Source organism: Tenuibacillus multivorans (assembly GCF_900103915.1).
GTDB lineage: Bacteria > Bacillota > Bacilli > Bacillales > Alkalibacillaceae > Tenuibacillus > Tenuibacillus multivorans.
Genome location: NZ_FNIG01000005.1, coordinates 168,637 through 192,940, shown reverse-complemented (window position 1 = coordinate 192,940; position 24,304 = coordinate 168,637). Strand labels below are relative to the sequence as shown.

The window sequence follows — 24,304 nt, the reverse complement described above, 5'->3', positions numbered from 1 at the left end:
TAGTAAAAGTATTAAAAATGCGACAACATGCTATTTTAATCGTAAAGTTTTTCTGTTATGCTTTCAATATATATATTCGATACTATTAATCGCAAAATGAGATAATACGTCGTGAGGGTTGATATAATGGAGCTAAGACAAATAAGATATTTTATCAAAGTGGCTGAATTAGAACATGTGAGCGAGGCGGCAGCTGAATTACACGTCGCTCAATCAGCTGTGAGCAGACAAATTGCTAATTTAGAAGCAGAGCTTGGAGTTAAATTATTTTTACGTGGTGGAAGGAAAATACGTCTGACCCCTGTGGGAGAAATTTTTCTTGACCGTGTTAAACGAGCGATGCTTGAATTCGATAAAGCCGAACGGGAAATCTATGAATACTTAAACCCAGAAAGCGGGACGATTCGCTTAGGCTTCCCGACTAGCTTAGCTGCAAAAACACTACCAAATGTGATATCCGCATTTAGAAAAGAACACCCGCAGATTGGTTTTCAATTACACCAAGGGACTGTGAAAGAATTAACAGATGCCGTCATCTCTGGGCACATTGATATCGCCTTTGTCTCCCCTGTCCCATCAAACCAAGACGATATCGAAGGGCACATCTTTTTTACCGAAAAAATTATGGCCTTATTATCCAAACATCACGAATTAGCTAACGAACCCTATTTACGTTTAATCCAATTAAGACATGAACCTTTTGTTATTTTTAGACAGGGATATATCATACGGGACATCATTATGAAGGCTAGCTCTCAGGTTGGATTTCAACCTCGAATTGCCTTTGAAGGGGAAGACGTCGACACAATTAAAGGACTCGTATCAGCTGGACTCGGCGTGAGCTTACTTCCCGAAATTACGTTAAATGATATGCCGATGCGCGACACCAAATCCATTGAAATCATTGAACCGAATGTTTCGCGTACAGTTGGTATTATCTTACCATCGAATCGAGAAGTAGCTCCGTCCGAGCAAGTCTTTTTTGAATTTCTAGAATCCTACTACGAAAAATTAAATAGGTTTGTGTACTGAGACATACTAAGGCTTGTCGTCAAATCTTAATAGCGACAAGCCTTAGTTACTTTAATCTCATTTTTCTTAAAGTGTAAATTTTCCCATTACCACATCCCAAACTTGGACATTCGCATTGAACTCTCAGCTCCCCTCTGTAATTTTATAAAGAAAACTAGTAGATTGACGAGCTAATTAAGTGAAGTCAGAGACGTTGTTGCACTTATGCAGGCAGGGTAAAATTTTATACTTTCCTACCTGCTAAAAAAGTAGTTCAATTAAGGGTACAATCGGCTCTTTTGTACACCAAAACTGAACTACTTAATCAGAAAAGTATTTTATTCCGCTATAATACGGAAATAATAGGTTTGTTCGTCTTCTTTCGACTCATCATCTGTCACAATCAACTGCGATAAATCTTGCAAATCTTGATCTCGGACATAAAACTGCATTCGACCATCACGAAGATGATTCGGCTGTATCGGAATGACGCGATCTAGCGTTTCAATTTGTATTTGTTGCGTTTGATCACTAATCGTTCTCGGATCGTTGAGGTAAAGAATCATCTGTTTTTGATACGGATTGTACCAGGCAATACCTTGACTTTCTCCGTCTTCACTATTCACCATATCGTAATGCTGAACAGGTTGATCCATAAACCGTCCGAGACGTTCACCTTCAGGCATTGGCCCTGCAAATTCTTGTTCCGAGCCATTTTGACCAACTAAATAACCGACGATCAAAAATAGTAGACAAGAGACTGACCAACCAGCATAAATCAAACGTTTACGCCAGGTTTGTTGTTGGACCTCTTTTTCCTGCACTTTGTATTGAATACCGTGCCAAACCCTTCGGCGATCCAACTCATTAAGCTCTATATCAGTGTTTAACAGATCGGCCCATGATTGATAGGAAGCTTGACATTCTTCACAATCCTGTAAATGCTGACTGACCTTTGCGTGTTCTGTTTCTTCTAAGTTCCCTTCAATATAATCAACAAACTGTTCATCGGTTAAATGATTGTTCGTCAATGGAATCACCCCGATCCTTTTCGACGTTATCGGACGTATAATATTTTCGTAGTTTTTGTATACCGTAGCGAATAGTTGACTTAACGGTTCCCAACGGTTTATCTAACTTCTTAGCTATTTCTTGATGTGTAAGAGAATGCACGTAATTATCAACAATCGCGTTACGTTGATGGGCTGGTAGTTTAAATAGCAGTTGAACTAAATGCTGAGATTCTTCCTTTTTCAAAAATTCATCTTGAGGTGTCGTTGCGGCTTGCCTCTTTTCATATTCTTGATCGTGAAGTGTTACTTCCTTCGAAGATTGTCGAATATAATCAACACTGCGGCTCCTCGCTCTAACCGCTACCCAAGCCTTAACACTACCTCGCTCAGGGTCAAACGTATGTGCTTTTTGAAAATACTCTAAAAATAAGTCCTGACAGATATCTAATGCTTGATCGTGATTTTTAACAACACCGATCACAATCCGGTAAACATAATCTATATACCTCTCGTAAAATAGTTGGAAGGCTTGTTTAGATTTTTGTTCCATACCATGAACGAGAGACTCATCCGTATCCCACATACACCTCACCCCTTTTCATTCTATATTTTATTTTTGCGTAAGAAAAATTTATTTGTCAACCCCAAAACCGGTGGTAGATTATATCATTCAGGACATTTGTCCGCCTAAACCAAACTCTCTTAAAATTTTTATGAAAAAATTAAATCCAAATCAAATCTTCCCCCGTATCACTTATGAAAAAAATAAAAACAGGGGGATTCATGATGTGGAAAAAGTATCTCAAAATCCTAACCATCTTCGCATTACTGTTTAGTTTCATCCAGCCGATCACATCCAATGCGGCCGGTGGGATTACATTATTCACACCTTACACCGGATTATCTGTTACACCTGGCGAATCATTATCCTATGATATTGACGTTACCAATGATTCAGCACAAGTGCAGCAGCTCGATTTAAGCCTACAAGATTTATCCGGTGAGTGGAACTATTCCATTTCCGCAGGCGGACAATCTATTAATCAATTATCTGTTGCACCGAATCAAGCACAAACATTTACGATTGATTTAGACGTGCCACTGCAGATCGATCAAGGGTCTTATACATTTAATGTCGTAGCCCAATCGAATACAGGTGCAACGACAACACTCCCGATTACGGTTAATATCACGGAACAAGGCACCTTCCAAACAGAATTAACCGTTGATCAGCCAAATATGGAAGGTGACGCTGATGCAACCTTCTCTTATAGTTTGGAGCTATCTAACAAGACAGCTGAAGAACAGAACTATTCGCTTCAAGCCGATGCACCTGAGGGCTGGCAGGTTAACTTTAAAGCAGACGGTTCTGATGTGACGAGTGTCAAAGTAAAATCACGCGAATCGAAAACGGTTGACGTTGAGGTCAATCCATCTGAACAGGTTAAGAGAGGCACATACGAGATTCCAGTCATCGCTCAATCAGGGCAAACAAATTCAGAAGTTGTTTTAGAGTCTGTTGTGACAGGTACTTATGATTTAAATCTAACAACGTCAGATGGTCGTTTAAGTGCTGATATTCAAGCTGGCGACGATACCAACTTAGATTTAGTCGTTAAAAACGAGGGAACATCCGACTTATCCGAGATTTCCTTATCGAGTAGTACACCACCAGAATGGAATGTTGAATTTTCACAAGACAAAATTGAACAATTAAAAGCTGGCGAATCTGTCAATGTTCAAGCAACTGTACATGCTAGCGATCAAGCCATTGCCGGAGATTACGTGATGACGATTACCGCCAATGCACCACAATCGACAAGCAAAGCCGATTTCCGTATGAGTGTTAAAACATCGATGCTCTGGGGTTGGATCGGAGTTTTCATGATTGTTGCCGTTGCAGCTAGCCTATTCTTCCTCATCCGTAAATATGGGAGGAGATAAGGTTGAGTAACGTTATCCAACTATCTAATGTTGTTAAAAAATACAAAGAAGTAACAGCCGTTAATCATTTAAGTTTAAAAATAAAAAAAGGTGAGATTTACGGATTACTCGGACCGAATGGAGCCGGGAAATCAACGACGATATTCATGCTACTCGGATTAACCGAACCAACTAATGGCGAAATGTTTGTCGAAGGCGTTTCACCGACTGTCAAACCGATTGAGGTTAAGAAGCGCGTTGGTTTCTTACCTGATCATGTCGGTGTTTACGAAGACCTTTCAGGAAAGGAAAATTTGACTCTAACAGCAAGACTCAACGGATTTAGTAAACTTGAATCCGACTATAAAGCTGATGAACTTTTAGAACAAGTCGGTTTAAGCCATGCAAAAGAGAAAAAAGCAGGTAAATATTCACGAGGAATGAAACAGCGTCTAGGCCTTGCAGATACATTAATCAAAGACCCATCCGTTGTCATCATGGATGAACCAACACTTGGGATTGATCCAAAAGGGATACAAGAATTCCTTGAAATGATTCAACGACTTAGAGATGAACGAAACATTACAGTGCTTTTATCATCGCACCATTTACATCAAGTGCAACAAATTTGTGATCGTGTCGGTATTTTCGTTCATGGGGAATTACTCGCTGAAGGTGATATCGATTCCCTACAACAGCAACTACTAGATAAAAACAGCTATCAATATGAAATCGAAACGAAAGAATCAGCCGACCGCGTTGCAAAGCTTTTAACATCACAAGATAACAAGATCCAAACCACGATCTACGATGGTAAAGTCCATGTCACCACGAAGAAACGAGATGAAGGCGAACTGTCTAAGACTATTATCGATAACGGGTTCCACCTTCTATCATTTAGAAAAATGTCTTACGGATTAGACGATATCTATCAACAATACTTCCAAGGAGGTGACACCCTTGGATCGGGAAAAATTTAGTCTCTTTTTACAAAACACAGCGAACAGTCCTTTTTGGGTCTTAGTTCAAAAAGAAATTCGCGACCATATTACGAGTATTCGTTTTAACATTTTAATGGTTATTATTCTTTTGACCTGTATCGGATCACTTTATTCAGCTTTAACATCGATTCGCGATGTAGCTAGTAACATCGATTCGTCAAAAGAATTATTCCTATATTTAAAAATCTTTACCATCTCAGGAGAAAACGGTGCGTTACCTCCTTTTATTACGTTTATAAGTTTATTGGGTCCACTACTCGGAATCGCCATGGGATTTGATGCGATCAATTCTGAAAAAAATAATAAAACATTATTGCGCATTATGTCTCAGCCGATTCCACGGGATTATTTAATCTTAGCCAAATTCACAGGTAGCCTTTTTGTCATAGCCTTTTTAGTGTTAATGCTTGGGGCTCTTATATTCTCACTAGGCATTCTCATCATCGGAATTCCACCGACGTTTGAGGAATTTATACGGGTGTTTGTCTATTTAATGATGATCGTGTTATACATCGCTTTCTGGCTAGCACTGTCGATCTTGTTCTCAATTTTATTCAAACAAGCTGCTACATCAGCGCTATCTGGAATTGCCATCTGGTTATTTTTCAGCGTTTTCTACTCGATCATTGTCAACCTTATTGTAACGGCAGCGATGCCAGAAGATCTATTTCAAGCCAACCAAACCCAAGCGATGAACCAAGAAAAGATGACCATGTATATGCGGTTGTCACCGAACTATCTAATTTCTGAAATTACGACCGTTTTACTTAACCCCGGATTCCGAACACTCGGACCGGTCACGATGGAACAAGCAACAGGAGCTATTCCAAGCCCACTTGGAATTAGTGAAAGTCTTACGATAATATGGCCACAAGTGTTTGGCATATTAGCTCTATGTACCGTTTGCTTCTTAATTGCTTATGCCATCTTTATGCGTCAAGAAATCCGAAGCTAATTGATATAGAGTACTTTTCCCCCCTAGAAATTGAACCCCACTCACGTGTTGGTGAGTGGGGTTCGTTATGTTTGCACCATTAGACCATGATGACTAATAAAACAGAAATCGTCACGATACTGAGTAGCGTCGTAACTAATGTGACACTCGACACAAGGTCCGGCCGCGCTCGGAATTCTAATGCAAACATCGTTGTCGTTGCCGCTGCCGGCATAGCTGATTGGATAACAAGAACCTGTCCTAATAACGGCGAGATGGGTAAGATGATCACAAACAGCCACGTTATGAACGGCATTAATATTAGTTTGATCGTGGAACCGATGGCTACCTTTCCAATCTCGAATTCTTTAAACGTAATATTAGCGAGCTGCATCCCTAACACTACCATCATGAGCGGAATAGCTACCGCCGCCATAAAGTCTACCATCTCAAGTATTCGCGCATGCACCTGTACGTCAAAGGTATTGAGTAGCAAGGCCAAGATTATCGCATATGTAGCCGGCATTTTAAAAACAGAATAAATCGCATAGCGTATTTCGTAATCACCGCGTGACGCATAATATACCCCGAATACATTCATGATGATCGTTTGAATCGCCATGAATAAAATCGCATAGGTAAAAGCCTCTTCACCTAAAGCAAATAAAATTACAGGCGCACCATAATTACCTGCATTCATAAAGGCAGTCGAGAGGATCATACCACTTTCCTCTCCCCTGTCCCATTTAAATATCATAGCTAACAACTTATCTAGAAAAATTATAGCGAATAAAATTAATAGACTTATAAGCACAATCATCGGGAATTCGCCACTGAAATCCCCATCATAAAACGCTTGAAACACTAAAAATGGAACAAAGACGTAAATCGTGATGGCTGAAGCGGTTTTGACATCTAAATGACGCCACTTCTGAAGGATATACCCAATCGCGAAAATACTGACAATTGGCAAAACCACTTCAATAAATAGACTCATATTGTCACCAGCTTTCATCTATGAAACTCATAATTCTAAATATATATGATTTGGTGGTTAAAGGAAAGCCCTTCAATCTTTCTAATGAATCCATCAGTCAAGACTTATACCGGTTTCTGTGATCTATAAGGGGGCCGAAGCCCTAATGAAAAATTTAATTCCCCAATAAACCATGCTGAGTGCCCGATCACCCTCATTAATTACCCTATAATCGTCGATAATTCCCCAATGATCCTCGTTTTTTGCCCTATAACGGGTACTGAATCCCCATTAAACAATTTAATTACCCATACAAAAGCTATTATTCCCCAATCCCCCATACTGAGTACTCTATCAATCGTAACAATTGACCTTTTGCTCAATCAGAAAACTCTAATTCATCACCATTCCGCGACAGTTCCATCTTCATGTCGCCATACGGGATTTCGCCATCGGTGGCCTCTCTCAGCCATCTTTTTCACACATTCCTCATTAATCGAAATTCCTAACCCTGGTGCTTTCGGTAACCCAACGTGACCATTTTCGTATGCAAAAACAGTACGGTCTTCTATGTAGTCTAACAAATCATTACCTTTATTGTAGTGAATCCCAAGACTCTGCTCTTGAATAAACGCATTATGACTCGTCGCATCAACTTGTAAACATGCAGCTAGAGCAATCGGCCCTAAAGGACAATGAGGTGCGAGGCCAACATCATATGCCTCAGCCATACTTGCAATTTTCTTAACTTCCGTAATACCGCCTGCATGTGATAAATCCGGTTGAATAATGTCAACATAACCGTCTTCAAGAAGTGACTTAAAGTCCCACCTTGAATACATTCTTTCGCCAGTCGCTATAGGAATAGCTGTTAGACTAGCAATCTCTCGTAAGGCTTCATTGTTTTCGGGTAATACCGGTTCTTCAATAAACATTAAACGATACGGTTCTAGTTCTTTTGCTAATATTTTGGCCATCGGTTTATGTACACGGCCGTGAAAATCTATGCCAATTCCAACATTTGGTCCAACTGCATCACGTACAGCTGCAACCCGTTCAATAACTTGATCAATTTTGTCATACGTATCAATGTATTGTAGTTCTTCTGTTCCATTCATTTTAATAGCTTGAAAGCCTTTTTCGACAACCTTTTTTGCAGCTTTTCCAACATCAGTTGGTCGGTCGCCACCAATCCATGAGTAAACCTTAATAGAGTCACGACATGCACCACCCATTAGTTCATAAACAGGTGCGTCATAATATTTCCCTTTAATATCCCATAAGGCTTGGTCAATACCCGCTATCGCACTCATCAAAATCGGACCACCACGGTAAAAGCCAGAACGATACATGACATTCCAATGGTCTTCAATGTGTAATGGATTTTTACCTATTAAACAGTCCTCAAGCTCATGAACTGCTGCTTGAACTGTTTCGGCACGTCCTTCAATAACCGGTTCGCCCCAACCCGTAATCCCTTCATCCGTTTCGATTTTTAAAAATAGCCATCTCGGTGGGACAACATAGGTTGTGAATGTTGTTATTTTCATCCTTTATCACCTCAAGATTTACGTATTCCTGACTCGAAAATTTAAACACAAAAGATAATTGACAGAATGGCTTTAACGTACAACCAAATCTGTCAGTCTATCAACATTAATCGCCGAACGAAATCAGCCATAATGAAAGCTCCGGAATGAATATAATGATTAAAACCGAAAGAACCATCGCAAAGAAAAACGGAACAATAGCCTTCGAAATTTTTTCTATGGATAGCCCGGAAATTCCAGAACCAACAAATAAGTTAACACCTAATGGCGGTGTAATAAATCCAATCGCTAAACTTACAACCATAATAATTCCAAAGTGGATCGGATCATAGCCAATATTCGATGCAATCGGCAGTAGAATAGGTGTTAAAATAATAATTGCTGCCAAAGTATCCATAAAACAACCGACTAATAATAGTAAAAGGGTAATTAGTAAGATTAATATTATTTTATTTTCCGTTAACGTTAACATCCATTCCGCGATTTGGTTAGGGATTTGTTCAATGGTTAATAATTTACCGAATGCTGTTGCGGTACCCACAATGATTAAAACCGTTGCGGTCGTTAAAGAGGAATCGACCAATAATTTCGGTAAATCCTTAAGCTTTAACTCACGATATAAGAAGAAACCTGAAATCAACCCATAAACAACAGCAATAACCGCTGCTTCTGTTGGGGTGAACTTTCCACCGTAAATACCGCCAAGAATGATAATAGGAATCACCATCGCCCATTTAGCTTCCCAAAACGTTTTTCCTATATAACTTAAGCTCGTTTTCTCTAATGTTCCACGATAACCTTTTTTCTTAGAATAAATATAGGCCCAAGTCATTAGACCAATTCCAACTAATATTCCTGGCAAAATACCAGCAATAAACATATCACCAACAGACGCACCACCTGTTACACCATAAATAACCATAGGTATACTAGGCGGAATGATCACCCCAATCGAGCCTGCCGCTGCTACCGTTGCTGTAGCAAAGGTCTTATCATACCCTTTACGAACCATCGCTGGAATCATGATTGAACCGATCGCGGCTACGGTTGCAGGACCGGAACCTGAGATGGCTGCAAAAAACATACAGGTTATAATGGTCGCAATCGCAAATCCACCTGTTTTACTTCCAACGAGAGCATTTGCGAAGTTAAACAAACGTTCAGAAATACCACCTTTACCCATAATTTCACCGGCTAAAATAAAAAATGGCACGGCCATAATTGGGAATGAGTCTAATGAGGTGATTAATTCAGTCATCAAAAAGAGGAGAGGTACCGACTCTGAATATAAAATCGTAACGAGGGTGGCTAGACCTAATGCGATTCCAATCGGTACACTGATCAATAAAAATAAAGCAAAACTACCAAACAGGACTGCGACTGTCATTTAGATCCCCTCCTCTTCTTCTACAATTCTTTCACGTTCATCCGCAACATCGACTTGTTCTTTACCTAATAGCATTAAAGTTTGATGGTAAATGTTTTGAAGCAAACGGATGACGGTTAATCCCATTCCGATTGGGGCTGCCAAATAGACAATCCCCATTTGCACATGCAAAGCAGGTGACTGTTGCCCAAGTCGCAATAAACTCATCGATATTTCTGTACCATATCTCACGACTAAAACAGCAAAAATCAAAAATAAAATATTGGCAACCATGGATAAGACAATCTTCCATTTATCATTTAATAAAATGAGGACAACATCTACTTTGATATGACGTTGTTTTTTTACCCCGTAGCTAATGCCAATATAAACAAGCCAAATAAAACAATAACGCCCGAGTTCTTCTGACCAAGATAATGAATGATCTAACTCTCTCATGACAACTTGTAAAAATATAACGGTGGTCATCACACTGGCCAAAATAACTAAAAGCCATTCTTCAATGTGTTGTTCAATTTTTCTAAGCACATTCATGGTTTCACCTCAATACTTACCGAATTCCCCATAAGTCCAGGCTGTTTGATAAGCTTTCTCTATATAGGCAAAACTCTTGCCGCCAAAAGGGACAGCAAGAGTTTTAGGTGGGGGACCTATTTACACTTATTCACTTTGGGCTTGTTCAACGGCTTCATAAATACCATCTACAACATCTGGTCCGATATCATCTTTAAAATCTTCAATAACCGGCTGAACAGCATCTACCATCTTTTGTCGTTCTTCATCACTAATTTCAGAGTACTGCATCCCTTCATCAATTAGAGATTGTAAGTACTCAGCATTTGCCTCACGGTTTAACTTAATCTGATGTTCACCCGCTTCAATAGCAGCATCACGCACAATTTGTTGTTGTTCTTCCGTTAATCCATCATAAAACTGCTTACTCATTAAGAATACGAACGGGCTGTATACGTGGTGAGTATCTGAAACATAATCTTGTACTTCATAGAAGTTTTCTAAATAAATCGTTGCATACGGGTTTTCTTGTCCATCAACAGTACCCTGCTGTAAAGCTGTAAACAATTCAGTAAATGCCATTGGCGTTGGGTTAGCGCCAAGTGTTTTAAATGCTTCTAAATGAAGATCGTTTTCCATCGTACGAATATCTAAACCTTCAAAATCCTCAATCGTTTCAACGGGTCTTTCACTGTTAGTTAAATCACGAAATCCGTTCTCCCAGTAAGCTAAGCCGACTAAGTCTTTTTCTTCTAATTTTTTTAGTAAATCTTGTGCCACTTCACCAGCTAAAACTTCATCCGCTACCTCTTCACTTGGGAAAAGGAATGGAATATCAAATACGCTGAACTCTGGAACAAAGTTTGCTAATGGTGCTGTAGAAGGAACTGTAACTTCCTGTGATCCTAACTGCAAAGCTTCAGTCATAGAACGGTCATCACCCAGCTGACCACTGTGATAAGTCTCTACAACAATGTCTCCATCCGTTTCTTCTTCAACAATCTCTTTAAATTTGAGTAACCCTTTATACTGTGGGTGATCTTGGTTTAGACCGATACCTGCACGAATCGTCTTAACCTCTCCATCTCCTGAAGCGCTTACATTTTCGCCATTTTGACTCTCGCCTGTGTTATCTTCCTCTCCACCACATGCCACTAATAATAGTGCAAATAGTGATACGACAAGGAATAGAAAAAACTTTTTCACTTAAAACATCCCCTTTTATTTTTATAATTTTCAAAATATTAACTCCGTAAAAGTTTCTCTTCACCTAAAGTCTCGCCATTCATTATTTTTCTACGACATCATGACCACCAAACTGATTACGTAAGGCTGCAACTACTTTTCCAGAGAATGTATCATTCTCCTGAGAGCGGTAGCGCATCATTAAAGACATTGCGATAACCGGTGCGGCCATCTCAAACTCAATAGCACTTTCAACCGTCCACTTTCCTTCACCTGAAGAATTCATCACCCCTTTTATCGAGTCGAGATTGGAATCTTCAGAGAATGCTTGTTCCATTAATTCAATTAACCATGAACGAATGACGGATCCATTGTTCCACACGTTTGATACAGCTTGATAATCATAATCAAATGGGCTTTTATCGAGGATTTCAAAGCCTTCTGCAATCGCTTGCATCATGCCATACTCGATGCCATTATGAACCATTTTTAAAAAGTGACCGCTTCCATTTTTCCCTGTATAAAGATAGCCATTTTTAACTGCCGTATCTGCAAATAATCGTTCTATCTGTTTAAACTGCTCTTGATCACCGCCTACCATATAGCAGGCACCTTGTCTGGCACCATCCGTTCCTCCACTTGTGCCAACATCAAAAAAATAAATACCTTTTTCTTTTAAATACTTAGAATGATGAAGGCTGTCTTTATAGTTGGAGTTACCGCCATCTATAACTCGATCTCCTTCGTCTAAAGAATGAGCGAGTTGTTTAATCACTTGTTCAGTTACCTTCCCCGCCGGTACCATTAACCAAATGGTTCTTGGAGGCTGCAACTGATCAACCAGTTCGTCCAAGGTGAAGGCTGCTGTGGCTCCAGCATCAGCAATACTTTGGACTTGGTCTTTATTAATATCATTTGCTACGACCCGGTGTCCGTGGTCCATGAGATTTTCAGCTAAGTTATATCCCATTTTCCCAAGACCAATTAATCCAACCTGCATTTGGTAACTCCTTCCTTATGTTGTGAAATTTTTTTTCTTAAGTTTGATTATACAATAAAAATTTTTCAATTCAACACTAATTTCAAAAAAAATTTCATTACTTTTACTTCAGTTTGAAAAAAATTTCATATACAATGTATATTAGTAAAGTAATACGTCGGAGGGATTCCTGTGAATGATACATCCAACAAGCATGTATTAAATCGAATACGTGGTTCTATGAGTCAATTTAGTGAAAAAGAAAAAAAGATTGCTACATACATTTTGCGGAACCCACAATTAATTATCCATACAACCATTAATCAGGTAGCTGATGATTTAGATATTGCTGAGGCTACGGTCTTTCGTTTCTGTAGAAGACTCGATTTTAAAGGTTATCAGGCGATGAAAATTGCTTTAGCATCTGAGGTTGTCGCCCCTATTGAAGACATCCATGAAGAAATTAGTGAAAACGACTCGACAATCGAAATAACCGAAAAAGTTTTTCAATCAAATATAAAAGCTATTGAACGGACACGAGAAATTCAAAATGAGGAATCAATTGATGAAGCCACTAATCAGCTTATTAAAGCTAATGGGGTTTATTTTTATGGGACTGGTGGATCCGGTGTAGTTGCCCAAGACGCGCAACATAAATTCATGCGTCTAGGTGTAAATGCCCATGTTTACACGGATACGCATTTACAGTTAATGTCAGCCTCGCAACTAACTGAAAATAACGTAGCTATTTTCATCTCACATACAGGTGCTAATATTGATATTTTAGATGTTGTTGAGGTAGCGAAAGAGAACGGTGTCTTTACAGTCGCCATTACCAATTTCGCAAAGTCACCTCTATCTGAAGCTGTTGATCTATCATTATATACCGTTTCAGAGGAGACGGAATATCGTACAGAAGCACTCTCATCAAGAATTGCAGAATTGAGCATTGTGGATGCCCTATACGTCAATTATCACATTAAAAATCTCGAACACTCTAAAGAAGCCGTTAAAAAGATGCGAAAAGCTATATCTAAAAAGCGATTATAAAGGATGTTAGATATGAAGTACGTTATGGGATTAGATATTGGCACGACGAGTGCTAAGGCAATTTTATTTAAGCGAAACGGAACGGTCGTGGCTGAAAACGAACAATCCTATTCTATTCAACACCCTAAAAATGGTTGGGCTGAACAGGATCCTTTGAAAATTGAACAAGCAACAATTAGAGCTATCCAACATATTACGAAGAAGATTCATAAACAAGACCTATTAGCAGTTGGGTTATCGACGGCTATGCATTCGTTAATCTGTATGGATCAAAATGGACAACCATTATCTAATGCCATCATTTGGGCGGATACCCGTAGTTCAGCCGAAGCAGAACAATTAAAAGCAAACCAAGCTTCGATTTATCTAGCTACAGGTACACCGTTACACCCAATGAGCCCATTAGCAAAGCTGAACTGGATGAAAAATGTAGAGTATAAACCATTTATAGAAGCCGATTACTTCGGCTCAGTGAAAGAATTTTTACTTTTTCACTGGTTCGGTGAAAAAGTTGTTGATTACGCTATGGCCGCCTCTACTGGTTTATTTAACATTCATGATTTTAAGTGGGATTCAAATGCCTTAAGTAAGGCAGGGATTACGGAAAATCAATTGTCTCAACCCATATCACCTTATACGAAACTATCAATGTTACGCCGTGATATAGCTGATAGATTAGGCATTTCCGTTGACACACCATTCATCATTGGTGGAAGTGACGGGCCATTAGCAAACCTTGGTATCGGAGCGTTCAAGCCTGGAGAGACAGCTATCACCATTGGTACGAGCGGTGCCATTAGACAATTTGCCGACAAACCATTACTCAATTCGCATCAAGAGGTTTTCTCCTATGCGTTTACAAAAGACCTATGGATTACGGGAGGACCAACCAATAATGGCGGGATTGTGCTTCAATGGGTTAAGAATTTGATTTCAAATGATACACAACACTATACTATGGATGACTTAAACGAACTCGCACAGAAAGTAGCAGCAGGATCTGAAAATCTATTATTTTTACCTTATTTAAATGGCGAGCGAGCACCATTTTGGGATGCCAAAGCTAAAGGCAGTTTTATCGGCCTACAGTCACATCATAAAAAGGAGCACGTAGTCCGAGCTAGTATGGAGGGGGTAGTTTATTCCATTTATCATATCGGACATGCTTTGGAACACTTGGGAAACCGCCACGATCTCATATATGCTAGCGGTGGATTTGCACGATCATCATTATGGCTACAAATTCTCGCCGATACATTCGGAAAACCTGTCAAAATACCTGAAAGTCACCAAAGCTCTGCTTGGGGTGCAGCTTGGATAGCATTATGTGCAGTAGAGGGCTATCAATTAAAGGATATTAAAGATTCTATTCCGATGAAGGGGGAAATCGAGCCAAACCTTGAACATACGTCAATCTATCAGCAACACTTTGAAATCTATCAAAAGCTCTATCATACGTTAAAAGATACTTTTTATGAACTAGATAAAGGCAACGTGCCATCATAGCACGTTGCCTTATTTAGTCCACCTTATTTTCTAATTCTCCTATTCCCTCAACCTCAATTCGAACACGATCACCACTTCGTAAAAACTTCGGTGGGTTAAAGCCTTTTCCTACCCCACTCGGTGTACCAGTGGCAATGATATCACCTGGTTCTAGCGTCATCCCTTGGGATAGCGCCTCCACTAACTGATCGACTGGAAAGATCATATCCGTTGTATTGCCATCTTGTCTTAACTCATCATTGACATATGTTTTGACAGACAAGGATTGAACATCGGATATGTCATCTCGCGTTACGACAAATGGTCCCATTGGCGCGAACGTATCTAAAGATTTTCCTCTATAAAATTGCTGGTGTCTTTTTTGTAGATCTCTTGCCGTCACATCATTAAGGATGGTATATCCAAAAATATAATCTAAAGCCTCTTGTCGTTTAATATTGCGACCACGTTTTCCTATGATCACAGCTAATTCACCTTCATAATCTATCTGCTCAGTGACGTTCGAATGTGATTCGATCATATCACCATGACCGACAACAGTACTCGGCGATTTTGTGAAAATGACGGGATGCTCTGGAACTGATTTCGGATCATTTTTCGTCATTTCCATGGCATGCTCACGATAATTTTTTCCGATACACATGATGTTTTTATTCGGTATGTATGGAGGTAATAGTTGAACCTCATCCAAATTCACGTAACGATTCAAATCCTGCTCTAAATTCATATAGTTGATATTCTCTATGACCGATAATAATGTTGGGAAATAAGATATCAATTGCTCTGAATAGTAGATTTTTTCATCCTTCTTAACGCCCCAATAGATATGGTTATGCTGCTTAAAGGTTAATAATTTCATTGGCCTTCCCTCCTACTTACATTATACATGATTGGCTCACTCAATTCTAAGTGGCCAAGTTTGCATTCTGATTGTCCAAGTTGGCCGAGTGAGTGGCCGAGTTCCGCCCGCGAGTGTCCAAGTTCTCGCACTTAGTGTCCAAGTTATCAAAAAAAATGCCAGCCTAACATGACATTAGACTAGCAAAACCGATTTATCTAATTTTAAACGCTATCTATCTGATTCTCTCTTCTAACTTTTTCTAATATATGAACCACAATACGATGGATTTCTCTATTTTCTTCGTATTGTTGTTGACGCATGCCATTCATCATATCTACAAAAGCTTGGATTTCATAAATCATATCAAGCTCATGTTCTTTTACTGAAACTCTATTCTTAGATGGTTCCTTCAAGTCAATGAAATCAATTTTCGATATCGGAGCGACTTGATCCATCGCAATTGTGCCTTTCTCACCGTGAATCTCACTCTGATTATACGAAGTTGATATCTTTGAACACATAATCGTACAGTTAAAATCTTCATATTGTAATACGAGTGTTCCGGCACCATCGACACCTGATCTTAACAATGTCGGGAAGTAAGTCGACGCCTGAGGTTCACCAAACAGGGCAATGGCTAGCGTCAATGGATAAACACCTAAATCCATCAATGCGCCACCCGCAAATTCTTTCGTAAAAACACGATCGACATGGCCCTCTAAAAATTGGTCATAGCGAGACGAGTATCGGTTGCGATGTAAATAAGCACTGCGGATCTGACCAATTTGGTGAAGCTGATCGGCTAGCCTCTCAAAATTAGGCGTATAAATATTCCTTACTGCTTCTAATAGTTTCACACCTTTTTGCTCGGCTAATCTATATGACAATTCCCATTCTTTGGTGGTGGTAAACATCGGTTTTTCACAAATAACATGTTTACCATGCGATAGAAATAATTGCGCCTGTTCGTAATGCAAACTGTTCGGTGAAGCGATATAGACGCAATCAATTTCCGGTTCCTCGGCCATTTCATTTAAATCCGTATAATAACGCTCAACCCCATGATCTAGAGCGAATTGATTGGCCTTATCCTCCGACCGTGAATGAACCCCATACAACTGAATACCATCAACATGTGATGCGGCTTCGATAAATTTTCGGGTTATTTTTCCAGTCCCAACCGTCGCAAAGCTAATGACTTTAGGCATTGTTAATAATCTCTTTCATTCGCTTGGCCACTAGTTTTGGTTGATCAGCTTTTGTAATGGCGCTGCCGACAATTAAAATATCTGGCTTCTTTTGAACAATGTCAGGTAACGTATTCTCGTTAATTCCACCTGCTACTGCCACTTGAAGGCCTAAATCGTCAACTAAATTAAATAGTTCAACGTCGAATTTCCCTTCTTGTTGCTTGTCTTTACCGACGTGAAGCCCCACGAATTCAACACCAATCTCTTTTAAATGTTCGAGCTTTTCCCGTGAGTCTACTTCAAGTAAATCAACCATCACGTGCTTACCATGATCTTCGCCAACCTTTAAGCAATCCTGAATCGTTAAATTAGAGGAAAATGCCATAACCGTAGCGATATCAGCACCAGCATCAAGCGCCTGGTTTGTTTCGTAGCCGCCCGCATCACATGTTTTCATATCAGCCATAATCATTTTGTCTGGAAACTGATCATTAAATTCTCTAACGATTGACATGCCATACTCTTTAATAACACTCGTCCCGATTTCAATAATATCAATAGACTCATACGTGTCCTGAACAAGCCTCATACATTCTTCTCGTGATAATCGATCTAATGCTAATTGTAATTTCAATGGTTTTCCTCCTTTATCGCTCGATACGTTCTTTTTCACCGAGTCGTTCTAAAACATGTTCTAAATAAGGAAGACCTTCGTTGTCACCTATGACACTTACAACCATCGATCCAATTGTGTTGGCAAAGTGTAATGATTTTTCTAATGACCAGCCTTGCAAGTAACTATATAGAAAGCCTGCGTCAAAACCGTCACCTGCACCGACTGTATCGACAACTTTTGTTGCCTTAACAGGATCAGCTTCAATCGTTTCACCATCATGGTAACCGATTGAACCCTTGTCACCATTTTTAAGCACAATATAATCGATTCCTTTATCTTTACAAGCTTCGATTATATCTTTCGGGTTACTTATTCCCAGGATAAGCTCCATCTCATCAACACCTGATAACAGAATATCGACATCTTGCAAGAAAGACGATAAAACCTCACGAGCTTGTTCCTTACTCCACAGCTTAAGACGGATATTCGGATCAAAGGCGATTTTGACATCATGTTGTTTCGCTAATTCAATAGCCCGTCTCGTAATCGCTAAATTATTTGGATCAATCGCCGGGAAAATCCCCGTAATATGCAAGATTTTCGCTTCCTTGAAAAAGGATTCGTCTAAATCCTCTGGTCGCATCGTTAACGTCGGCGATTTTTCGCGATAGTAAAACGTTCTAACTGAACCATCAGGCATGATCTCCTTAAAGTTAAGGGAGGTCGGATAGCCATCCACTAGACCAACCTGCGTCGTATCGATCCCTTCACCACGGGCGAAGTTACGAATATAATGGCCGAACTCATCGTTCCCAAGACGACTAATCCAGCCCGATTTTAATCCTAACCTGGCACAACCAATTGCAACGTTTAATTCGGCACCACCTATATTTCGCTTAAATGAATCTACAAATTTCATTGGCCCTGTTGATACTGGATTAAAGGCAATCATGGCATCGCCAATCGTAATAACGTCATTCATTATTTTACCTCCTAGAAGTTACCTTACTAAAATAAATCTGGATTCAATAGCTCTGGTACATAAAACGCAACATCAGGGAAGAATGCAATAAACAATAGAACGACTAAAATGATAATCATATACGGGATAACCGCTTTAAACGACCGTTCAATTGACATATCCCCAATTTTGGCCGCCAGAAGTAGACATAAGCCATACGGTGGTGTAATTAAACCAACTGCTAATGTCATAACGACAATTAAGCCTAAGTGTATCGGATCAATTCCAAATTGTAAGGCCGTTGGCAAAATAACAGGAACGAATAAAATCATCGCCGGAATGGCGTCCATAAATGTTCCGATAAACAAGAAGAACAAAATGATGATGATAATAAACAACCATTTAGCATCAACATAATCAACGAAAAATTCTTGCGCACGTAAACCTAATTGATAAAAGCTCATTAATTCACCCAACGCACTCGCTGCAGCTAAGGCAAATAAAGAAAGTGAGCTTAACGCAAGCGTATCAAATAAAATTTTAGGAAGATCTCTTATCTTTAATGTTTTATAAAAGAACATACTGATCAGTAACGTATAAACAGTTGCGACCGCTGCAGATTCTGTAGCTGTAAAGAATCCCGTTATAATCCCACCAATAATAATAATGGGTGTAATTAAAGCCGGAATCGATTCACCTAATAATTTCAAAAACTTATTTAATTCTGTACGATCTTGCTTACGATAATTCCTTTTAACCGCGATAATATACACAAAAATCATCATTGCTAAGCCAACTAATACACCCGGAACAATCCCGACTAAAAATAGCGCACCGACTGATGCATTCGTTAAACCAGCGAAAATAATCATTGGAATACTCGGCGGAATAACAACGCCAACTGTTGATGAAGCTGATGTGATTCCAACTGCTGTTTCTTTATCATAGCCATTCTTTTTCATACTCGGAATTAAAATTTTCCCAACACCAGCTGTATCAGCCTGCGAAGCACCAGAAACACCGGCAAACATCATGGAAACTAAAATGTTTGCGTGAGCTAAACCACCACGGATCCATCCGACCATTGCTAAGGCTAGCTCAATAAGCTTCTCTGAAATTTTACCGGAGTTCATTAAATTCGCGACTAAAATAAATAACGGAACGGCCAATAGAACGAAGGAGTTTAACCCATTTAACATCTTCATAGGTACAGTTAATTCTGGGATATACTCAATGTTCATAATGCCAAGTAACGCCACAATCCCAATCACGAACGCAATGGGAACACCGATAAACATTAAGAGGATGAAAAGACCAACTAAAATAAATCCCATTATTACTGCACCTCCCCACTACGTAAGACCTGAACATGTTTAACCAAATGTGATAGTGAATAAATAATCATCGTTCCTGCCATTATTGGAATCGCTATCCATACGTACCCCATTTTCAAATCAGGCATAGAAACCCAATTATAATTCCAAAATTGTTCAACGACCTTTATACCATAATTGAAAATTAAAACGTTAAAAGCTATCAAAGTTATATCGATAATGATATTTAAAGTAGCCTGTTTTCGGCCTTTTAATTTTTTTGTTAAATAATCAAAACTGAAGTGTTCTCGTCGATTGACCATAACGGCCGCACCCATAAACACAGACCATATAAATGAATGGGTAGCTACCTCTTCTGTCCAGATGACAGCAATCTCTAAGTGTCTTGTTGTGATTTGAATCAAAATTGTGACAATAAAGACACATAAAAAAGCAACCCCAACAAATATTTGTGTTTTCTCTAGAAGCCTAACAAATCGGTTCATGTCGATCCTCCTTTATCTAAAAGGAACATAGGAAAGGACCCCAATTGGGTCCTTTCCTTACATACAAATTATTCTGCAGCTTGGCGAATTTTTTCTAATAGGTCTGTCACGCCAAGTTCTTCCGCTGCTTGATCTTGTAAAGGTTTAGCTAATTCAATGAATGGCTGACGATCAATTTCGTTAATTTCAGCGCCATCATCGATTGCTATTTGTTTATACTCTTCCTCTTGTGCATATAATGATTCCCATTCAGCCTGCACAGAAGCTTCGGCTGCTTTTAGAATAATTTCTTGCTGTTCCTCTGTATAGTTGTCAAACTCATTTCCATTTACTAATAGAAAACGAGTCGTGTAGTCATGTCCTGTTTCAGTAATATATTTACCGTTGTCTGTTTGGTGGTGGTTTTGCTGAACAAAATAAGGGTATGCGTTTTCAGCAGAATCCACTACATCCTGTTGAAGGCCTTGGTAAAGCTCACCCCATGCAAGTGATGTCGGGATTGCTCCTGTTTGTTTCCAGTAGTCCGATACCACACCTGACGTCTGTGTACGGATCGTCATGCCTTCTAAATCGTCCATTGACTCAATTGGTTTTTTACCATAATAGTGTCTTACACCAGCTGTCCAATAACCAACTAATTTGAAATCATTGTTAGATTTCTCATTAATGATTTGGGCCATTTCTTCCCCAACTTCACCTTGTACGACTTTTTCCCAATGGTCATAGCTTTCGAATAAATAAGGGAAGGCAAATAAGTTAACTTCGTCAATACCCGTTTGTGTCATAAAACCTGGTGATACAAGAACAACGTCAGCAGCACCTAGTTTTAGTTTTTCAACTAACTCTGATTCTTCTGTACCAAGCGTTCCTGCGTGTACTTCTACTTCAATGTTGCCATTCGATTCTTCCTCTGCTACTTCTTTAAATTTTAGTAGTCCATCTTGATAAGGGTTTTCAGGAGAAGTTTGGTTATGGGCTGCCACGATTTTAATTGAATCGCTTCCACCTTCACCATTATCGCCTGAACCCTCGTTGTTAGTCTCCTCTTCACCGCCACCACATGCGGCTAAAAAGGCGACAACTGCCAATGCCAATGATAAAAACTTCTTCATGTCTTTTCTCTCCTTTTTTAAAAATTTAATCTATAATTGAGAAGCTATTTAAGTTAAGCTTTACTCTAAGTTTGCATGCTTTTTATTGAGGAAAGCTTGTTCACTTGTCGTTTGTTCCAATAAATAAACAATGATGCTATCGAGCAACAAATGAGCTGCCTGGTCAAATTGACTACCTAAAGGCTGAATGGTATCTCGATTCGTTAATTGCTTTTTCGTTGCGGCTGGAATCACGATGTTATAATCGCTGAGTTTTCCAATCGGTGAATCGCTATTCGTCGTCACAAGTGCAACATTGACACCCACTTCACGGGCTTTTTCAACCTTTTGAACAAGTGATGCGGTCCCACCTGAACCAGATATTACAATTAAAAGATCTTCTTCCTCAATGCTAGGCGTAATCGTTTCGCCGACGACATAAACTGTGTAGCCACTGTGCATTAATCGCATGGCAAACATTCTTGCAACTAAACCACTTCGACCAGTACCAGCAACAAAAACTCGGTTCGATGATTGAATTGCCTCTGCTAACTGGGTTACTTCCTCATCGTTAACATCATTTAATACATCGCTGATTTCACCGGCAATTTTCGTTATGATATCTTTCACCCTGTGTCACCTCTTTAAGAAGACTGTCTCGGAATCAATTTTGGCCCGAAACGAAAGACTTGACGCTCCTCGTCACCACCGTTTTTAATCTGGTTAATTAAAACCTCTGCTGCTTGCTTTCCCATTCGGAAGGTCGGCTGTGCTACGGTCGTAATACTTGGATTGTAGATTTCAGCAAACGACACATCGTCAACACCAATCAAGCTTAAATCATCAGGAATTGAAATGTTATGTTCCTTAACGTATTTTAGGATTTCAATTAATGTCAGATCATTTCCCGCTAGGATTGCCTTGGGTGGGTCCTTAAGTTTCATCATTTGATCGAGTTCATCTTGAACCTTGTCGAGTTCTGCTGAAATGATATATTCTGATCGAACTGGAATCCCATGCGTCTCAAGTGCTTTAAGGTAGCCATTAACACGTTCAACTCTTGGTGATACATTATTCACGGTTGAGGTTGTGACAATGCCAATTCGCTCATGCTGCTTTTTAACAAATTCATCAACTGCAAATTTAGACGCATCTTCATTCGCTAACATGATTGTATTAACGTCGACATTTGAAACTAAACGGTCGATAAAAACAATTGGCATTCCCTGTCTCAAAAGCTCTTGATACAATTCTACATTGTCGCTTGTCGGGAATACGATCAACCCATCAACTTGTTTCGCGCGTAGCATGTCGATGTAATTTTTCTCCTTGTAAGGATTATCATCTGCATTACAGACGATAATATGAAAATCTAATTCATGGCATTGATCCTCAATCGCCCGAATAATTTGCGTCGAAAACTCATGCAAAATATTAGCGACAATCACACCGATAGTTGTTGACGATTTTTGCTTTAAGCTTCGAGCCACGATATTAGGCTGATAACCTAACTCTTCTATCGCTTCTTTAATTCGTTGTTTCGTTGCCTCACCCATATAGTCGTAGCGTTTATTTAAATACTGCGAAACGGTACTTTTGGATACATTGGCTAACTCTGCAACATCCTTAATTGTAATCGTTCTCATTTTGTGTGACATAGCTTAATGACCTTTCGTTTATCTATTACTAAATCGTTTTACTAAACCGGTTTAGTTACATTATATAAAAAATGAAAGCGTTTTACAATATTTAATTTAAAAAATCCTAACCGACTCTTTCTAGCCGATTAGGATTTTTCCTATTTTTCATCAAACTCATCTGGGTTCATGCCTGTGCGGTCATTTTGGTTCATCGCGTTGATTTGATTCATTTCATCCTGCGTTAATTCGAAATCAAAAATGTCTGCATTTTGTTTAATCCGTTCTGGGGTCACTGATTTAGGAATCGTAATCACATGATTTTGAACATCCCAGCGTAGAATGACTTGTGCTGGTGTTTTTCCATACCTATCAGCAATTTCTGTGATAGTTGGGTCGTCAAAAATACGCCCCTTCTTCATCGGGGACCACGCTTCCAATCGAATATGCTCACTTTCACAAAACTGTTTAACCTTCTCTTGAGTTAGGTGAGGGTGATACTCGATTTGGTTGATTACAGGCTTGACATTGGCACTTGCCATTAGATTTTGTAAATGGTGAACGTGAAAATTACTCACACCAATCGCTTTAATAACACCTTCATCATACAAGCGCTCCATCGCCTTCCACGTATCCCTAAACTGATCTTTAACGGGCCAGTGAATTAAATATAAATCGAGAAAATCAAAGCCTAATTGGTCTAAACTTCTTTCAAATGCTCTTAACGTTTCATCATAGCCTTGTTCATCATTCCACACTTTTGTTGTAACAAAAATATCGTTACGATCAACACTAGCCTCTCGTATACCTTCACCCACACCTTGTTCATTTTTATAAAATGAAGCTGTATCCACTAAACGATAGCCATGATCAACAGCGGTTCGGACAGCATCAACCACTTCTCTTCCCTCTTCTGCCTTATAGACACCAAGCCCAAAGCCCGGCATTTCAATTCCGTTATTTAATTTAACACGATCTTGTAAGCCATTTATCATATGTAGACCTCCTTTTTTACCTATTATAACGAAACATGGGATTAGACAAAAGATTAAACCGTTGTCGAGATGTTGTGAAATTTAAATATTTCCTCGGAAATATTGTAGAATTATAGTCTAGTTCAT

Annotated in this window: 24 protein-coding genes; 6 read left to right on the top strand and 18 right to left on the bottom strand. The window is 39.3% G+C overall.

Features of this window, described 5'->3' with window-relative positions:
- The first annotated feature begins 126 nt into the window (after positions 1-126).
- Complete coding sequence (gene gltC / locus BLP77_RS09635) at positions 127-1,032, top strand: glutamate biosynthesis transcriptional regulator GltC (protein ID WP_093856912.1); 906 nt, start codon at positions 127-129, stop codon at positions 1,030-1,032.
- A 317-nt stretch (positions 1,033-1,349) separates the two neighbouring features.
- On the opposite strand, the gene BLP77_RS09630 is transcribed toward gltC, so the two are convergent.
- Both BLP77_RS09630 and BLP77_RS09625 read right to left on the bottom strand, forming a co-directional pair.
- Positions 1,350-2,042 (bottom strand): anti-sigma factor, encoded by a 693-nt coding sequence (locus BLP77_RS09630; protein WP_093856911.1) that lies wholly within the window; start codon positions 2,040-2,042, stop codon positions 1,350-1,352.
- Positions 2,017-2,607 carry an RNA polymerase sigma factor gene (locus tag BLP77_RS09625; protein ID WP_093856910.1) on the bottom strand — a complete coding sequence of 197 codons (591 nt, stop codon included), beginning with the start codon at positions 2,605-2,607 and terminating at the stop codon, positions 2,017-2,019. The genes BLP77_RS09630 and BLP77_RS09625 overlap by 26 nt, the downstream gene beginning before the upstream one ends.
- A gap of 203 nt (positions 2,608-2,810) precedes the next feature.
- Here BLP77_RS09625 and BLP77_RS09620 point away from each other — a divergent pair, with 203 nt between their 5' ends.
- From BLP77_RS09620 to BLP77_RS09610, 3 genes are read left to right on the top strand one after another with little or no spacing between them, the layout of a single operon-like run.
- Positions 2,811-3,968, top strand: a complete 1,158-nt coding sequence (locus BLP77_RS09620) for a COG1470 family protein (RefSeq protein ID WP_093856909.1) — start codon at positions 2,811-2,813, stop codon at positions 3,966-3,968.
- 2 nt (positions 3,969-3,970) lie between these two features.
- Positions 3,971-4,927: an ABC transporter ATP-binding protein gene (locus tag BLP77_RS09615; protein WP_093856908.1), complete on the top strand. Its 957-nt coding sequence runs from the start codon at positions 3,971-3,973 to the stop codon at positions 4,925-4,927.
- Entirely contained in the window at positions 4,908-5,903 is a 996-nt protein-coding gene (locus BLP77_RS09610) for an ABC transporter permease (RefSeq protein WP_093856907.1), read from the top strand. Before BLP77_RS09615 ends, BLP77_RS09610 begins: the two co-directional genes overlap by 20 nt.
- A gap of 79 nt (positions 5,904-5,982) precedes the next feature.
- On the opposite strand, the gene BLP77_RS09605 is transcribed toward BLP77_RS09610, so the two are convergent.
- The 6 genes from BLP77_RS09605 to gnd form a co-directional block, all read right to left on the bottom strand.
- The gene (locus BLP77_RS09605) at positions 5,983-6,897 is read right to left on the bottom strand and encodes an AEC family transporter (RefSeq protein ID WP_093856906.1); all 915 of its coding nucleotides are present in this window, start codon (positions 6,895-6,897) and stop codon (positions 5,983-5,985) included.
- A 362-nt stretch (positions 6,898-7,259) separates the two neighbouring features.
- Positions 7,260-8,408 carry a galactonate dehydratase gene (dgoD, locus tag BLP77_RS09600; RefSeq protein ID WP_093856905.1) on the bottom strand — a complete coding sequence of 383 codons (1,149 nt, stop codon included), beginning with the start codon at positions 8,406-8,408 and terminating at the stop codon, positions 7,260-7,262.
- Between the two features lie 106 nt (positions 8,409-8,514).
- On the bottom strand, positions 8,515-9,795 hold the full coding sequence (locus tag BLP77_RS09595) for a TRAP transporter large permease (RefSeq protein ID WP_093856904.1): 1,281 nt from the start codon (positions 9,793-9,795) through the stop codon (positions 8,515-8,517).
- Complete coding sequence (locus tag BLP77_RS09590; protein WP_093856903.1) at positions 9,796-10,329, bottom strand: TRAP transporter small permease; 534 nt, start codon at positions 10,327-10,329, stop codon at positions 9,796-9,798.
- A gap of 126 nt (positions 10,330-10,455) precedes the next feature.
- Entirely contained in the window at positions 10,456-11,514 is a 1,059-nt protein-coding gene (locus tag BLP77_RS09585; protein ID WP_093856902.1) for a TRAP transporter substrate-binding protein, read from the bottom strand.
- An 82-nt stretch (positions 11,515-11,596) separates the two neighbouring features.
- Positions 11,597-12,493, bottom strand: a complete 897-nt coding sequence (gene gnd, locus BLP77_RS09580; protein ID WP_093856901.1) for a phosphogluconate dehydrogenase (NAD(+)-dependent, decarboxylating) — start codon at positions 12,491-12,493, stop codon at positions 11,597-11,599.
- A gap of 171 nt (positions 12,494-12,664) precedes the next feature.
- Between gnd and BLP77_RS09575 the strand changes: the two genes are divergently transcribed.
- On the top strand, positions 12,665-13,522 hold the full coding sequence (locus BLP77_RS09575) for a MurR/RpiR family transcriptional regulator (RefSeq protein ID WP_093856900.1): 858 nt from the start codon (positions 12,665-12,667) through the stop codon (positions 13,520-13,522).
- 12 nt (positions 13,523-13,534) lie between these two features.
- A complete protein-coding gene (locus BLP77_RS09570; protein WP_093856899.1) occupies positions 13,535-15,028 on the top strand; it encodes a gluconokinase in 1,494 nt (497 codons plus the stop codon).
- A 13-nt stretch (positions 15,029-15,041) separates the two neighbouring features.
- On the opposite strand, the gene BLP77_RS09565 is transcribed toward BLP77_RS09570, so the two are convergent.
- From BLP77_RS09565 to BLP77_RS09520, 10 genes are all read right to left on the bottom strand, one after another.
- Positions 15,042-15,887: a fumarylacetoacetate hydrolase family protein gene (locus BLP77_RS09565; protein WP_093856898.1), complete on the bottom strand. Its 846-nt coding sequence runs from the start codon at positions 15,885-15,887 to the stop codon at positions 15,042-15,044.
- A 203-nt stretch (positions 15,888-16,090) separates the two neighbouring features.
- Positions 16,091-17,077 carry a Gfo/Idh/MocA family protein gene (locus tag BLP77_RS09560; protein ID WP_093856897.1) on the bottom strand — a complete coding sequence of 329 codons (987 nt, stop codon included), beginning with the start codon at positions 17,075-17,077 and terminating at the stop codon, positions 16,091-16,093.
- Positions 17,070-17,693: a 3-hexulose-6-phosphate synthase gene (gene hxlA, locus BLP77_RS09555; protein WP_093856896.1), complete on the bottom strand. Its 624-nt coding sequence runs from the start codon at positions 17,691-17,693 to the stop codon at positions 17,070-17,072. Before hxlA ends, BLP77_RS09560 begins: the two co-directional genes overlap by 8 nt.
- A gap of 13 nt (positions 17,694-17,706) precedes the next feature.
- Complete coding sequence (locus BLP77_RS09550) at positions 17,707-18,657, bottom strand: sugar kinase (RefSeq protein WP_093856895.1); 951 nt, start codon at positions 18,655-18,657, stop codon at positions 17,707-17,709.
- 26 nt (positions 18,658-18,683) lie between these two features.
- On the bottom strand, positions 18,684-19,970 hold the full coding sequence (locus tag BLP77_RS09545) for a TRAP transporter large permease (RefSeq protein ID WP_093856894.1): 1,287 nt from the start codon (positions 19,968-19,970) through the stop codon (positions 18,684-18,686).
- Positions 19,971-19,972: 2 nt separating this feature from the next.
- Positions 19,973-20,455 (bottom strand): TRAP transporter small permease, encoded by a 483-nt coding sequence (locus tag BLP77_RS09540; RefSeq protein WP_093856893.1) that lies wholly within the window; start codon positions 20,453-20,455, stop codon positions 19,973-19,975.
- Between the two features lie 68 nt (positions 20,456-20,523).
- Positions 20,524-21,567 carry a TRAP transporter substrate-binding protein gene (locus tag BLP77_RS09535; RefSeq protein WP_093856892.1) on the bottom strand — a complete coding sequence of 348 codons (1,044 nt, stop codon included), beginning with the start codon at positions 21,565-21,567 and terminating at the stop codon, positions 20,524-20,526.
- Between the two features lie 60 nt (positions 21,568-21,627).
- Positions 21,628-22,176 carry a 6-phospho-3-hexuloisomerase gene (gene hxlB / locus BLP77_RS09530; RefSeq protein ID WP_093856891.1) on the bottom strand — a complete coding sequence of 183 codons (549 nt, stop codon included), beginning with the start codon at positions 22,174-22,176 and terminating at the stop codon, positions 21,628-21,630.
- Positions 22,177-22,190: 14 nt separating this feature from the next.
- Complete coding sequence (locus BLP77_RS09525; protein ID WP_093856941.1) at positions 22,191-23,192, bottom strand: LacI family DNA-binding transcriptional regulator; 1,002 nt, start codon at positions 23,190-23,192, stop codon at positions 22,191-22,193.
- A 152-nt stretch (positions 23,193-23,344) separates the two neighbouring features.
- Positions 23,345-24,178 (bottom strand): aldo/keto reductase, encoded by an 834-nt coding sequence (locus BLP77_RS09520; protein ID WP_093856890.1) that lies wholly within the window; start codon positions 24,176-24,178, stop codon positions 23,345-23,347.
- Between the last annotated feature and the right edge of the window lie 126 nt (positions 24,179-24,304).